Origin of the sequence: Roseimicrobium gellanilyticum, from assembly GCF_003315205.1 — a bacterium.
Taxonomy (GTDB): Bacteria; Verrucomicrobiota; Verrucomicrobiia; order Verrucomicrobiales; family Verrucomicrobiaceae; genus Roseimicrobium; species Roseimicrobium gellanilyticum.
Genome location: NZ_QNRR01000007.1, coordinates 201,810 through 215,479, shown reverse-complemented (window position 1 = coordinate 215,479; position 13,670 = coordinate 201,810). Strand labels below are relative to the sequence as shown.

At 57.7% G+C, this 13,670-nt stretch carries 12 protein-coding genes; 10 read left to right on the top strand and 2 right to left on the bottom strand.

Features of this window, described 5'->3' with window-relative positions:
- The first annotated feature begins 103 nt into the window (after nt 1-103).
- The 3 genes from DES53_RS19495 to DES53_RS33950 all read left to right on the top strand — a co-directional run bounded on the left by DES53_RS19495 (nt 104) and on the right by DES53_RS33950 (nt 2,681).
- Nucleotides 104-1,489, top strand: coding sequence for an AAA family ATPase (locus DES53_RS19495; protein ID WP_113959980.1), 1,386 nt, complete (start codon nt 104-106; stop codon nt 1,487-1,489).
- A gap of 101 nt (nt 1,490-1,590) precedes the next feature.
- A complete protein-coding gene (locus DES53_RS19490; RefSeq protein WP_211325618.1) occupies nt 1,591-1,992 on the top strand; it encodes a hypothetical protein in 402 nt (133 codons plus the stop codon).
- Nucleotides 1,989-2,681: an RNA ligase family protein gene (locus tag DES53_RS33950; RefSeq protein ID WP_113959978.1), complete on the top strand. Its 693-nt coding sequence runs from the start codon at nt 1,989-1,991 to the stop codon at nt 2,679-2,681. The genes DES53_RS19490 and DES53_RS33950 overlap by 4 nt, the downstream gene beginning before the upstream one ends.
- A gap of 19 nt (nt 2,682-2,700) precedes the next feature.
- Here the strand turns inward: DES53_RS33950 and DES53_RS19480 are convergent, their stop codons facing one another.
- Nucleotides 2,701-3,978, bottom strand: coding sequence for a LamG domain-containing protein (locus tag DES53_RS19480; protein ID WP_113959977.1), 1,278 nt, complete (start codon nt 3,976-3,978; stop codon nt 2,701-2,703).
- Nucleotides 3,979-4,022: 44 nt separating this feature from the next.
- Complete coding sequence (locus DES53_RS19475) at nt 4,023-5,072, bottom strand: bile acid:sodium symporter family protein (protein ID WP_113959976.1); 1,050 nt, start codon at nt 5,070-5,072, stop codon at nt 4,023-4,025.
- A 303-nt stretch (nt 5,073-5,375) separates the two neighbouring features.
- Between DES53_RS19475 and DES53_RS19470 the strand changes: the two genes are divergently transcribed.
- The 7 genes from DES53_RS19470 to DES53_RS19440 all read left to right on the top strand — a co-directional run bounded on the left by DES53_RS19470 (nt 5,376) and on the right by DES53_RS19440 (nt 13,550).
- On the top strand, nt 5,376-6,101 hold the full coding sequence (locus DES53_RS19470) for an oxygen-binding di-iron domain-containing protein (RefSeq protein WP_113959975.1): 726 nt from the start codon (nt 5,376-5,378) through the stop codon (nt 6,099-6,101).
- Nucleotides 6,102-6,255: 154 nt separating this feature from the next.
- A complete protein-coding gene (zwf, locus tag DES53_RS19465; protein WP_113959974.1) occupies nt 6,256-7,794 on the top strand; it encodes a glucose-6-phosphate dehydrogenase in 1,539 nt (512 codons plus the stop codon).
- Nucleotides 7,795-7,977: 183 nt separating this feature from the next.
- Nucleotides 7,978-9,027 (top strand): glucose-6-phosphate dehydrogenase assembly protein OpcA, encoded by a 1,050-nt coding sequence (locus tag DES53_RS19460; protein ID WP_113959973.1) that lies wholly within the window; start codon nt 7,978-7,980, stop codon nt 9,025-9,027.
- 80 nt (nt 9,028-9,107) lie between these two features.
- The gene (locus DES53_RS19455) at nt 9,108-10,346 is read left to right on the top strand and encodes an NAD(P)/FAD-dependent oxidoreductase (RefSeq protein WP_113959972.1); all 1,239 of its coding nucleotides are present in this window, start codon (nt 9,108-9,110) and stop codon (nt 10,344-10,346) included.
- Nucleotides 10,347-10,394: 48 nt separating this feature from the next.
- The gene (locus DES53_RS19450; RefSeq protein WP_113959971.1) at nt 10,395-11,405 is read left to right on the top strand and encodes a hypothetical protein; all 1,011 of its coding nucleotides are present in this window, start codon (nt 10,395-10,397) and stop codon (nt 11,403-11,405) included.
- 2 nt (nt 11,406-11,407) lie between these two features.
- Nucleotides 11,408-12,967 (top strand): ankyrin repeat domain-containing protein, encoded by a 1,560-nt coding sequence (locus tag DES53_RS19445; protein ID WP_113959970.1) that lies wholly within the window; start codon nt 11,408-11,410, stop codon nt 12,965-12,967.
- A gap of 103 nt (nt 12,968-13,070) precedes the next feature.
- On the top strand, nt 13,071-13,550 hold the full coding sequence (locus tag DES53_RS19440; RefSeq protein WP_211325617.1) for an RDD family protein: 480 nt from the start codon (nt 13,071-13,073) through the stop codon (nt 13,548-13,550).
- Nucleotides 13,551-13,670: the final 120 nt, after the last annotated feature.

Here is a 13,670-nt window from a genome sequence, read left to right as displayed (position 1 = left end):
AACTACTCCGGTCGAAAGCATTTCATTTACAATGCTGTATTAACAAAATAGAATCGTATTACTTAATCAAGTAGTACGTCTGAAAGCGTAACACCCCAGTGGCATGCTCACCTCGCTCCGAATCAAAAACTTCAAAGCATGGAAGGACACTGGCGAAGTTAAGCTCGCCCCTCTTACAGTAATCTTTGGAGCAAACAGCGCCGGGAAAAGCAGTCTTGGGCATCTACTATTAGCGCTTAAGCAGACCGCTCAGTCGTCAGACCGACGTCGTGCTTTGCATCTAGGTGATCAGAATACGCTTATCGATCTTGGAACCTTTGCAGACTGTCTACATGGTCACGATGTAAGTCAAACTCTCGACTTTGAGGTTAGCTGGCAACTCCCTGAAGCCATACGATTTCGCAACCCGCTCGAACCTCTCCGACTATATCGTGGCACAAATCTGGCCTTAAAAGTGCAACTTACGGCAGATACGTCGTTGCAGCCTGAAACTAAGCTTATTCGATATTCCCTCGCCGACGACAAGACCCCTTCGGTGGACGCTGAGTTCTCACGCGACCCTAAGGGAAATTATTCTCTAGAATCACAGCACTATTCCTTCAAAAAAGCAATTGGTAGAAAGTGGCCCTTAGAGGCTCCTGAGAAGTTTTATCGAATCTCCGACACAAGTCGCGCGAGATATCAGAATGCCGGATTTTTGGCTGATTTTGCATTGGCGACCGAACAAATGCTCAACAGTCTATATTACTTGGGGCCCCTCAGAGATCATCCTCGGCGAACTTACCAATGGTCGGGCGACACCCCGGAAGACGTGGGGCCCCGTGGGGAATTTACAATCGCGGCGCTCCTAGCCGCCGAGGCTCGCGGCAGAAAACTAAACAGAAGCGCAAAGCAACACCTTCGCCACTTTAGTGCGTTTATAGCAGGTTGGTTAAAGGACCTTGGAGTAATTAACAGCTTTGCAGTCAAACCAGTAGCACCTGGGCGAAAGGAATACGAGGTTCTAATCAAGACGGGCCCTCAATCACCTGAAGTGAAAATCACCGACGTGGGCTTCGGGGTCTCACAGGTGCTTCCAGCGTTGGTACTTCCATTTTATTGCCCAGCCAACTCGGTGGTTTGGTTGGAGCAACCGGAAATCCATTTGCATCCGCAAGTTCAGGCAGAATTGGCAGACGTCTTCATTTGTGCGGTTAAAGCCCGAGAAAACAACAGGGATCGCAATGTTCAACTGATTGTTGAGAGCCATTCCGAGCACTTTCTTAATCGACTGCAACGGCGAATAGCCGAGGGCACTCTCGAATCTCAAGATGTTGCGATTTACTTTTGCAACCGCACTGAGTCCGCTACCGAGATGGAGCCTCTACGGCTAAATCAGTTTGGTGACATTGAAAACTGGCCACAAAACTTCTTTGGCGACCAGATGGCAGACCTCACTGCGCGCACTGTTGCTGCCGTAGAAAAGAAAAAGAAGCTTGCTGGCAAATGACCGTCTTGGTTGATACAAATGTAATCTTGGTGGCCAATGGTCAGCACGACGCTGTCAGCGGAGACTGCGTTGCGACCTGTGCTCTAACGCTCCAATCGATCATGTTAAAGGAGCGCATTGCTTTAGATAGCGACTGCGCAATTCTCCAAGAATACCAGAATAAGACGAAGCCTTTCACAGGCAATCGGGCAGGCGATGCCTTCGTGAAATGGGCTATACAAAACCAAGCGAATATCGAACGCTGTGACGTGGTACCCCTTGAGCCAAATGAACAGCGCATGTTCGAGAGCTTCCCTGACGACGAGCGACTTAGCAATTTTGACGCGTCCGACAGGAAATTCGTTGCCGTTGCCGCTGCACATCCAGACCACCCTAAAATATTGCAGGCAGCAGATTCCAAGTGGATTGACTGGGCACCAGCCCTCGCCGACCACGAAATTGAAGTCGAGTTCCTGTGCCCTGCGGACATCCATCGATTCCATCGCAACAAATTTGGGCGATGAGTGACTTTTTTAAATTTCCTCATACACCTCACTTAGCTTGGCTGGGTGAGGGCATCCCTCGAGACGATAAAGTCCTCACCCCCCAAGAAGCCGCCGAACTTCTGGCTGGCCCAGTCGAAGTCGAGGAAAAGGTCGATGGCGCAAACCTTGGCTTTTCTGTGAATCTCGATGGAATTCTACAAATTCAGAACAGAGGACAATACATAGAGCCTCCGTTTTCAGGGCAGTTTGCGCGACTCGCATCTTGGATACCCCAACACCGAGACACACTCGTCTCTCTCCTAGGCAGGAATCTCATGCTGTTTGGAGAATGGTGCACTGCGACTCACTCCTTGACCTACACTGAGCTACCTGATTGGTTCCTAGCTTTTGATATCTACGACCGACACACCAAGGGATTTTGGAGTTCTTCCCGAAGAAACAAACTTCTTGCTGGCGTCGACCTTGCAGTCGTACCTACCGTTAGTAAGGGTGAAGTGACCATTGCATCACTGACAGAACTGATCAGCAAAAGGCCAAGTGCACTAGGCTCCAACGTTCTTGAGGGAATCGTAGTCCGCAAAGACAACGGAGATTGGCTCGGGTCACGAGCAAAGCTTGTTCGCAAAGAGTTCGTTCAATCCATTTCGGCTCATTGGAGTCGCAAAAAGCTTCAATGGAATCGCCTCTCTTCGTTCCGAGAGAGCTAACCTAGATTCCTCTCAAGCCTCATTCAACGACCACCGGCGGCCCACTCCGAATCGCCGATAGTTTCGCCAACTCCTCCTCGCTCAGCGCCCGATCAAACACCGCCACCCCACCAATCCATCCCGTGAATCCCACACTGCGGCTGCTGTGGATAACGCGACCGATGGTGAAGGGCCCACCACTCTGCGCATCCTTCGGCACATAGATGCCGTGCGGATACCACCACGGGTTCAAACTCAACCCCACCAACTCCCGCGACACCTCTTTGCCATCCCTCACCGTCACCTCCACCTTCGTATACCGATACTCGCGCAACTCCACGCGCTCATTGCCCTCCTCACGCGCCACCAGCACACTCACCGGCTTCTCCTCGGGCGGATTGTAGTATTGGTCCTTCGGGAACGACTCATCTTCACCCTCCTGCTTGCCCGGCAGCTTCGCATAATGCCCCTGCATGTAGGCCTGATACGCAGAAGAAATGAGCTTGTCCTGTTTCGGATTCTCCAGCCAACGCTGACCGGACTTGCCATTCAGCCAGCCGATGAGTTCATCCGTCGCATCATCAAAGGTCGTCGCGAAACACTGCCACGAAGCATCCAGCGTCGCGGCAGGAGCATCCGCCGGAACCTCAGGGGACTGGCCCACCGAGTTGCACTTGTGCAGCGCATACTTGTTGAGGAAGGAACTCGCGCCGTTCTCCGACACATGGCCACAGGCACTGCCCAGCTTGTTCAGCCCGGCAAAGAGCGCGTACTGCCGCTGACCCCGCTCCACCTTCGCGATGCTGGCCGTTTCATTCTGCTGCAGATCCGTGCCCTCATGCCAGATGCCCGCCAGCGCATGATTGCCACTCTCACGAATAGCCCACACCACCACCGTCACAGCCTTGCCCGCGCCCTTGATGTCCAGTGGCGTGTCATGCAATCGTGAACGCGGCACAAAGAGGAAGGGGCGGAAGTCCGCATCTGTCTCCTTCACAATCCGCACGGCATCACCAAACGGCCCACGTCCCAGCAAGGGGAAGTCCGCGTACGTCGCCTCGCGTCCCGCGCCCCAGTAATCCCGGATATAGTTCGCAGCATCCAGCGGGTAATCCGTCGACGCACCCTTGGGCACATGCGCCGTGAAACGATGCGCCCCCTCAGGTTCGCGCTTCACAAAATCCCAGAAAGCCACGAGACCGGGTGTGCCAGTCACGATAGCCACGCGGTCCAAAGCAGCGTCAGCAGCGTTCACGTTTCCGACGGTGCAGGTGAGTGAAAGTGAGAGGGAGAGAAGACATGTGGCAAAAGACTTCATGACGGCCCCACTCTGGAACAATCGCCACGTTCCACAAGTCCGTCTCACCCTGGTCGCTTCGCCCACTGATTGGCAAGCAGTCCGTTGATGAACAACTGGAGCGGATGGTAGAACATGATGGGCAGCAGGATCAGCGAAAGGTCCGCGCGCTCTCCAAAGATGAGCATCGCCAGCGGCACGCCCATGGCGAGCGTCTTCTTCACCGAGCAGAAGTAGGCGGCGATGTAGTCCTCGCGATTCAGCTTCAGCGCGCGGCAGGAGATGTGCACCAGCAGTGACACCAGAGTGAAGAGCACCATCACCACGGCAATGGTTTGAATGGTGAGCCACGCTCCATGACGATGCCAGATGTCTTCCTCGATGGAATCGCAGAAGGCCGTGTACACGATGAAGAGGATGATGCCATTCGAGATACGGGTGCTCCACTTCTTGTGCGCATCTACCCAATCCTTGAGCCGTGGACGCAGCAACATGCCGAGACCAAACGGCAGCAGCGTGAGCAGCGAGATCTTCAGCAGCAGGGGTCCGAATTCCATCGCCGCACCAGCACCGCTACGCTGCATGAGCAGGTGCACCAGCACCGGCGTGATGACGACACCGATGATGTTTGATAGAGCCGCATTGAAGAGTGCGCCTGCTGTATTTCCGCGCGCCACGGCAGTGAGGACTACCGACGTGGAGATGGTGGAAGGCAGCACACAGAGATACAAGAAACCATCCAGAATAGGCGGAGGCACCGAACCCCAAACTTTTGGCAAGACGTAGTTCAAACCCAATCCCACCAAGGGGAAAATCAGGAACGTGAAAGCCTGAATGACGAGGTGCAGCCGCCAATTGGCAGCACCACTCTTCACCCTCTCCATCGCCAGCGAGAGCCCCTGCAGGAACAGGATGGTGGCGATGCCGACGTTGTTGAGGATGTCCGGATGCAACACGCCATGCCGCGAACCCGGCCCCGGAAGGAGGAAGGCCAGCAGCACAGCCAAGCCCAGTCCGATGATGAAGCCATTGGCGCGCAGCCAGTGAACGGGCGGTGATGCAGCAGCAGGTTTCAAATCAGAGCTTGAGGTAAGGAGAGGGATACGAACCTGCATGGAAGCGAGAGGCACCGGAGTAGCAAGGTGGAATGAATGTCGCCCAGTCGTCTCTGCCTCCCCCGACACAAGTCATGGCAGGTGACCAAGTCGCCGTTCCCTCAGTCTCCGAAGTTCCTCTGCGTCTCTGTGCCTCTGCGTTGAATCCAATGCAGTTTGCTTCCCCCCTTCATGCCCTGAACCAACCCCTGCACACCACCAACGTTTCACATCCGGACCTGTCATACTTTTTCACTCGACTCCCGGCACTGATCGACAAAGCTCTCGTGCTCCACATTCACTGCGCTCTCACCCGCCTCCACCATGACTGCCATTGATGAAATCGCACCCGACGTGTTTCGCCTCTCGGTTTACGCCCAGGACTACGACATGCAGTTCAACCACTTCCTGGTGCGCGATGAGGAGCCCTTGCTCTTCCACACGGGGTTGAGGGCCATGTTCCCGCTGCTGAAGGATGCGGTCGCCAGTATCATCGACCCTGCCACGCTCAAGTGGATTGGCTGGAGCCACTTTGAGTCCGACGAGTGTGGTTCCTTGAATGACTGGTTCCAAGTTGCTCCGCAGGCCCAGCCTGTGTGTACCCTCGTGGGCAAGCTGGTGACGGTGGATGATTTTTCCGCCCGCCCCGCCCGCGGCATGACACAGGATGATGTGCTCACCACCGGCAAGTACCGCTTCCGCTTCCACCAGTCACCCCACATCCCGCACGGTTGGGACGCAGGCGTATTGTTCGAGGAGACCCAGAAGACCCTATTCTGCTCGGACCTCTTCCACCATTTCGGAAACACCGAAGCGCTCACGGAGGCGGACCTCATCGACCGTACCCGCGAGGCCATGTCCCGCCTGAACCAAGGTCCACTTTCCGGCTACATGCCCTACACCCGGCAGACGGAGGGTGTCCTGCGCCGGCTTGCGGAGTTGAAGCCGCAAACGCTCGCCGTGATGCACGGCTCCTCCTACACGGGTGCTTGTGACAAGCTTCTGAGCGACCTGGGTGGGGTCATCAAAGAGAACTTCGACGGGGCCTGAAACGGTCTTCTTCCCCTCATCCGGCCTATGAATTGCTTTCATGGTCCCTGCTTGCATCTAACGCCCTCGTGAGTTGCGCATTGCAGGGGGTCGGGCTAGTCTGCCCACCCGCTGCTGGCTTCCCGCGGCGGCATCCCCCGTCAGCACACACTCCATGTCAGAACTCGAAAATCCCTTCCAGGAAACGCTCATCCAGCGCCACCGCGCGGAGCCCTGCACCGTGGTCATCTTCGGCGCCACCGGCGACCTGACGCATCGCAAGCTCATCCCGGCGCTCTACAACCTGGCCGCAGGCGGCGACCTTCCCCCGCAGGCCAAGGTGGTCGGCTTTGCCCGGCGCGACAAAACGGACGAGGGATTCCGCGCTGAGCTGGAAGAGGCGAACAAGAAGCACTCCCGCCAGGGACATGATCCCGCTCTCTGGGCCAGCTTTGGAGCGAGCATCCACTACCACAAGAGCGAGTTCCAGGACCTGGAAGGCTACAAGTCCCTGAAGGCCCTGCTCGACAAGTTTGACGAAGAGCGCGGCGTGCCTGCCAACCGACTTTTCTACCTCGCGAGCGCTCCGGAATTCTTCGATGAAATCATGCTCATGCTCAAGCAGAGCGGCCTGAACGAAGGCCCCGAGGGCAAGTGGGCCCGCGTGGTGTGCGAGAAGCCCTTTGGCAAGGATCTCAAGACCGCCCGCCACCTGAACCAGGTCGTGAATGACGTCTTCGCGGAAAAGGACACCTACCGCATCGACCACTACCTCGGCAAGGAGACCGCGCAGAACATCATGGTGCTGCGCTTCGCCAACGTGATGTTCGAGCCGCTGTGGAACAGCACCTACATCGACCACGTGCAAATCACCTGCGCGGAGAATCTGGGCATGGAAGGCGGCCGCGGTGGTTACTACGACACCGCCGGCGCCCTGCGTGACATGGTGCAGAATCACCTCTTCCAGCTTCTCAGCCTCGTGGCCATGGAACCCCCGAGCGACCTCGGCGCCGATGCCGTGCGTGATGAGAAGGTGAAGGTCATCCGCTCCCTGCGTCGCTACAAGGGACCGGAGGAAGTGGCAAAGAACATCGTGCGCGCCCAGTACACTGCGGGCAGCGTGGATGGCGTGGAGCGTGTGGGCTACCGCCAGGAAGACCGTGTGAATCCCGAGTCCAAGACGGAGTCCTATGTGGCCCTGCGCCTCTTTGTGGACACGTGGCGCTGGCAGGGCGTGCCCTTCTACATGCGCGTGGGCAAGCAACTCCCGAAGAAGGCCACGGAGATCTCCATCCACTTCAAGGCGCCACCCCAGGTCCCCTTCCCCACCCTGCAACAGCGTGGCACGCGCAACGTGCTGGTGATTCGCATCCAGCCGGATGAAGGCATCTCCCTCCGCATGCTCTCGAAGCTCCCCGGCGTGCAGCTCCTCATGCAGCCGGTGAAGATGGACTTCCGCTACAGCACCAGCTTCGGCAAGGCCAGCCCGGAAGCGTATGAGCGCCTCCTGCTGGATGCCATGGCGGGTGACGCCACCCTCTTCGCCCGTCGCGACGAAGTGGAGAACGCATGGGCCTTCATCGATGAACTCGAGAACGCCTGGCACAAGTCCGGCAATCCCCCGCCCATGTGCGAGTATCCCGCCGGCTCCTGGGGTCCCAAGGAAGCAGATGAACTCCTGCAGGCAGACGGCCGTGTATGGCGCCGCCTTTGACGCGTAAGTAACTTATACAGACATGGGTTGAGAGTTGTTAGATGAGTGTTGAGAGTCTGAAAATGCAGGAACGTTCCGAGCCGGAATGCTCAGCTTTTGTGGAGGAGCATACCGGCCAGCTTGAAACAGCTCTTCATCAGTCTCTCAACTTTCAACCATAAGCTCTCAACTCCGTTTCCCGTCATGAGCATCGCACTCGACACTTCCACACTCGGTCAGGAAGTCCCGCTTGGACGCGTGGACAAGGCCCTGAAGGAGCTCTGGGGCCAGGATGAAGCGAGGACCAAGGCCTCGCTCATGAACTTCGCCATCTACAGCGAGGACCCCGAGTCTCTGGATGACAACACCAGGCGCCTTGAAGAAATCACGCTGGAACATGCCTGCCGTGGTCTCCTGATTCTGGTCCTGCCCTCAGATGGTGAACCCAAGGCCCGCGCCTGGGTCACGGCCCACTGCCAGCTTCACGAAGGACACAAGTCTGTGTGCAGCGAGCAGGTCTCCTTCGTCCTCGAAGGGGGCAACATGAACCAGGTGCGGAACATCGTCTTCGCACACCTGGATTCCGACCTTCCCCTCTTCTGCTGGTGGCAGGGTGAGCTGAGTTCGAACTTCAACGAGCGCTTCTACAGCGTGATGGACCTGCTGTTCTTTGACAGCGCGACCTGGAGCGACCCCGCTCGTGACATGGCCATCCTGCACACGGCACTGACGGAGAAGACCTCAAAGTTCCGCGTGTATGACCTGAGCTGGCTGCGCTCGCACCTCTTCCGCACGGCCATTGCCTCCTGCTTCTCAGACGCGACCGCGCTCGCAGAGCTTCCGAAGCTGAAGAAAATGGAAGTCAGCCACTGTCCCGGCCAGCGCATCAGCGCGCTGCTCCTTGTCGCGTGGCTGGGCGTGCGCCTGAAATGCACCCTGGGCGCGGAGAATGGCAGCATCCGCCTCCAGCAGCCTGAGGGCCAGGTGATCGAGGTGCAGCTCACGGAAAGCAGCGGCAACGAAGCCGTGCAGTCCGTGACCCTGTGCTCAGACAATGCGTGCTTCAAGGTATCTCGCGATTGTGGCACCGCCTACATCAAGACAGATGTCAGCATCGGTGGCCATCACCATGAACAGATGCTTCCAGCGGACCTCGTCACCGATGTGGAACTCATCACCGAACAGCTCAGCCGCCTCGGTGGCCAGAGCCTGTACGTCCAGATGATTCCCATGCTGCGGGGGTTGTTGGGTTAAACAACATTAAGCTGGAGCAAACTTCCAGGGTCAAACACGCACGGGCCAGTGTGCTGCCGAATTCATAGGCAGCACACCTCATGGACCTCCGCTCTGGCCACGCCTTCTGGCTTGTTCGCAATGGCATTCTGAATGCCTTTCCTGCACTCGATGGAGACGTGCGGTGTGACGTGGTCGTCGTTGGAGGCGGCATCACGGGAGCGCTGGTGGGATATCATATCGCAGAAGCGGGCGTTTCCACCGTGGTGCTGGATCGCCGGGACATCGGCTGGGGCAGCACCTCGGCCAGCACGGCTCTGCTGCAGTATGAAATCGACACGCCGCTCGTCGAGTTGCAGGAACGCTTCGGAACGGAAACGGCGCAGCGCTGCTACCACTCCTGCAGGGATGCCATCTACAAGCTGCGTGAGCTGACGCAGAGGCTGGATGACCACTGTGGATTCTCACTGAAACCAAGCCTCTTCATGGCGAAGCGTGCCAGCGACACCGCCTTCATGAAGCGTGAGTTCGCCGCGCGCAAGGAGGCGGGATTTGAGATTGATTGGTGGAGCGCGCGGGAGGTGAAGAGGCACATGAAGTTCCAGCGGCCGTGCGCACTCTATTCCAGGGATGGAGCGCAGGTGGACGCCTTCCGCCTCACGCATCGCTTGCTGGAGAAAGCGCAGGCGGACTTCGGTCTGCGTATCTTCGATCGCACGGAGGTCATGGAGTACAAGGTCCGTGGCAGGCAGGTGCTGGTGAAGACCAATCGCGACTGCACCATTCGCGCGAAGCACATCATCTTCGCCACGGGATATGAGTTCCAGCAGCTCAGCGATCGCAAACTCGTGAAACTGCACAGCACCTTCGCCTTCGTGAGCGAACCCTTGACCGCGGGAAGACATCTCTGGCATGACAACTGTCTGCTCTGGGAAAAAGCGGACCCGTATCTCTACATTCGCACCACGGACGATCATCGTGTGCTGATTGGAGGCGAAGATGAAGACTTCCGTGATCCCGAGAAGCGCGATGCCATGATCGCGAAGAAGTCTGCGACCTTGAAACGCAAGTTCCGGCACCTCTTTCCACACATCCCTCTTGAACCTGCATTCTGCTGGGCGGGTACGTTCGGGGAGACTGAAGATGGACTGGCGTACATCGGTCAGATACCCGAGTTTCCCCACGCGTCATTTGCGCTTGGGTTCGGAGGCAACGGCATCACCTACAGTGTGCTCGCGGCGGAGATTCTCCGCGACCAATTTCTGGGCAAGACCAATGCCTATGGTGACCTCTATCGCTTCGACCGGCATGGGGGCAATGCGCGTGCACACAAACGCTGACGCAACATTGATTTGACGCTTCTCGCGGGTTGCGCCACCTCGTGCCGCATGAGGCCTCTTGCTTCTGCGCTGCTGGCGGCCGCCTTGTGCGGTCACGTTTCCACCACTCCCCTCCCCGCGGCTGAGGCTGCTTTTACAGAGGACGGGAAATCCGTCATCGCCATCCCTCATGAGGGGGCCAAGGTGTGGTCCGTGTCCCTCGCTGATGGCAAGACCACCGTGATTGATCTCGGCAAGCAGGTCGATGGCGAAGACTTGCAGTCCCTCTCGCCGGCAAGCGAAGGTCAATTCTGGCTCTCCACTTCCAAGAAGCTTTTCCTCTGGAAGCCCGGCGGCGAAAGCGCAAAGAAGGTCCTCACCCTGGAGCACGGTGACTTGATGGACATCAATGCGAATCCTGCATCCGGCGATGTGCTCATGGAGGTCTTCGGAGGCGAGTCTGAGACAGACAGCGCATTCCATCTGAAAGCCCTGCCGAAGGGCGAGACGGAGCTTGTCGATGCGAAGGATGCACCCGCCATGTTCTCCGCTGTGTTTGATGCCGAAGGGAGCTTCTTCTTCTCCAGTGACAGCGACCTCTGGGCAGGGATGGCAAGCATCGTGGACGAAGGGCTCTCCCTGGACGCATGGCGCGCCGCGCCGCTCGCTGTTCTTCAATACGAAGCGAACAACCCCGGCTCGTCATTCACCCTCATGGACATTGCGCCTGCGGGGAAATCGCTGGTGATGACAGTTGCGAATGAAGTGGAAGCTTTCCTGGTACAGATGCCCAAGCCGGGCACGGACATGGAGAAGCTGCCAGCAGGCGTTTCAGCACGGTGGAAACAAGCAACCACCACGCTGCAGTCACTCAAGGTCATTCCCATCAAGGAATCGCTGGCCACCATTTTCAATCTCTGCTCCTCGGCAGATGAGACCAAGGTCTTCTTCCTCGCGCACAGCGATGAGGATGGAAAGAAGACCTTCCGTCTGCTGGATGTGAAGACCGGTAAGATCCGCGTGCTCGGCACAGTCCCGGGCGAAGGAGACAGCGAAGAACCCAAAGCCAGCACCAACTGACCATGAGTGGCGCCATCCTCCTCGTCTTCACCCTGGTCGCTCTGGTGATGGCAGTCATCGAGTGGCCTCTCATCAAGTGGCTGGGCCGCGTTTCGTGGAAGTACAGCCTGCTCATCGCGCTGTGCATCAATGTGCCCACGGTGCTGGTGTGGACCATTGCCTTGAGCTGGATTTCGGAGAATCCAGACTACTTCGCGTGGAGCATGCTCTGGGGTCTGCCCATCTTCGGCGGCGTACTCGCCGTGGTTGTGTGGCTGGCGGTGAAGACGACCATCTGCGTGGCCATGCTGCACTCGTGGCGCGGGCTCATCGTGGCGCCGCTCACCGTCGTTTGGGGAGTGGGATCCTTTGCCGTCATTGTAGCCACGAGTTTACAACCGACTCCATATGACAAACTGGAAGCCGCGTACAAGGAGGATGATGCTGACTTTGTCAGAGCGCGGCTCAATGAAGGAGAGAACGGATTCATTGTGGATGCGGCGAACTATCGCGCCGCGAATATTCTCGGCCTGCTGCTTGATACGGGAGAATCACCGAATGCGATGGACTCCAACGGCACCCCCCTTCTGAATCTTGTAATCAAGCCGTCACAGCACTACGCCCAGCACACTCTAAGCATTGACGAAGTAGAAGCAGCGGCCAGGACTCTCTCGTCTGCGAAGACAATGTTGGAACACGGTGCGGATCCCATGCTGCTTTCGAACGTCGGCGTATCCGCATTCGAAGAGGCCCTGACCCATGGTTCGATTCCACTGATCGAGCTGTTTCTTGAGAAGGGCGCGAAACTCACTGCGCCGGAACCTCACGGCAAGCTCCCACTCTGCACCGCCGCCCGTTCGAAGCGCGCAGACCGCCAGGCGGTAGTCGAGCTGTTGCTTTCCAAAGGAGCTGACATCAGCGCGCTCGAAACCCAGACTGCCATGGTGCACTCCATGGGTGGCTCACAAGAGCATATCTTCAAAGCCACCCCGCTCAATGCTGCCATCCGCGCGGGGAATGAGGACCTCGCGCTCTGGCTTCTGGAGAAGGGCGCCTCACCCAAGGCAACGCATCCCGGCCAGACGGAGCCCCTGGTGGATTCCGCACAAGGCAATCGTGCGAAGATTGCCCTCGCACTGCTGGACCGCGGCGCGGACGTGAATCTGAAGACGCAGGAAGGGAAGACCCTCTGGGAGATAACGACAGATCGCTCGCTGCGCAAAGCCCTGGAGGCTCGTGGATTGCAGCGCACTTTCTCGCCCCTGAACCTCACCGCATCAGGAGTGGATACACCCACGTGGCTCGCCCAGGTGTGGTCGCACAACCGCAGTCTGGGCTGGGTACGCTCCACGATTCTTGGCCGCGTCAAACAACAACCGCCCTATCATGTGACCGTGCAACTCGCAGGAGAACCTGCGCCACGCGTGATCGAAAATGTGGAGAGCCTGTTTCTGAAGCGAAAGCTCGATACCGGCGTGCTGAAGTTTGAAAACGCCATTGGGCCTGAGGATGTCACCGGACTGGAAAAGTTTTCCATCCCCTTCGAAGGCGGAGTGCTGGAGTTGTGGCGCCGCGCAGAATGAACTCCAACAGTATTGACAGAGGCCCCCGTTTTCAGGTGAACTCGTCGCGCCCCTGCGTATGTCCGAGGATAATCACCCCACCGAATATGAAACCGCCTCCGTCTTGCAACGTGCACTCGCGCACGGCATCGACTCCGCGCTGGTAGTCATGGTCATCGCCTTTGCGGGTGCCTTGATCGGCGTGGAAGATGCAGCCAGCATGCTTCTTTTCATGCTCGTATTCGTGGTGGCGCTGGGTTATCGCATCTTCGGGGATTCCTACCTTGGCGGTCATGCCATCGGCAAGCGGATCGTTGGCATTCGAGTCCAGGACGCACGCTATCGCAGGCCCTGCACGCATCTGCAGAGTGCCATTCGCAATTGCATCCTGTTCATTCCGTTCATGCCACTCGTGGAACTTATCTTCCTGTGCATCGATGGACAGGAGCGCTGGGGCGACCGGCTGGCACGCACCTACGTGATGCGTGACCACGCCTTGAAGGCTCCGGTGCATGTGCCCGACCGCCCGCTGCGACTGGAGGGTCTGGAAGAGACCCTGCGCCACAAGGCAAAGCCAGCAGGGCAGCCAGAAGAGGCCGTATAGCCCGCTCACACCACAGGAACGAGGCATTCCCACTCCTTGGGCCTCTGCGATGTCCGTGTTCCATCGATACCCTTGTGGCATGAACCACTCCAGGTAGTCCGACGTCTTTCATGTAAAGAC

Bases quoted from the DNA above. Each gene is read 5' to 3' on its own strand.
- zwf (WP_113959974.1), top strand. From the start codon at position 6,256: ATGTCAGAACTCGAAAATCCCTTCCAGGAAACGCTCATCCAGCGCCAC.
- DES53_RS19480 (WP_113959977.1), bottom strand. From the start codon at position 3,978: ATGAAGTCTTTTGCCACATGTCTTCTCTCCCTCTCACTTTCACTCACC.
- DES53_RS19470 (WP_113959975.1), top strand. From the start codon at position 5,376: ATGACTGCCATTGATGAAATCGCACCCGACGTGTTTCGCCTCTCGGTT.
- DES53_RS33950 (WP_113959978.1), top strand. From the start codon at position 1,989: ATGAGTGACTTTTTTAAATTTCCTCATACACCTCACTTAGCTTGGCTG.
- DES53_RS19445 (WP_113959970.1), top strand. From the start codon at position 11,408: ATGAGTGGCGCCATCCTCCTCGTCTTCACCCTGGTCGCTCTGGTGATG.
- DES53_RS19475 (WP_113959976.1), bottom strand. From the start codon at position 5,072: ATGCAGGTTCGTATCCCTCTCCTTACCTCAAGCTCTGATTTGAAACCT.
- DES53_RS19450 (WP_113959971.1), top strand. From the start codon at position 10,395: ATGAGGCCTCTTGCTTCTGCGCTGCTGGCGGCCGCCTTGTGCGGTCAC.
- DES53_RS19495 (WP_113959980.1), top strand. From the start codon at position 104: ATGCTCACCTCGCTCCGAATCAAAAACTTCAAAGCATGGAAGGACACT.
- DES53_RS19460 (WP_113959973.1), top strand. From the start codon at position 7,978: ATGAGCATCGCACTCGACACTTCCACACTCGGTCAGGAAGTCCCGCTT.
- DES53_RS19455 (WP_113959972.1), top strand. From the start codon at position 9,108: ATGGACCTCCGCTCTGGCCACGCCTTCTGGCTTGTTCGCAATGGCATT.
- DES53_RS19490 (WP_211325618.1), top strand. From the start codon at position 1,591: ATGTTAAAGGAGCGCATTGCTTTAGATAGCGACTGCGCAATTCTCCAA.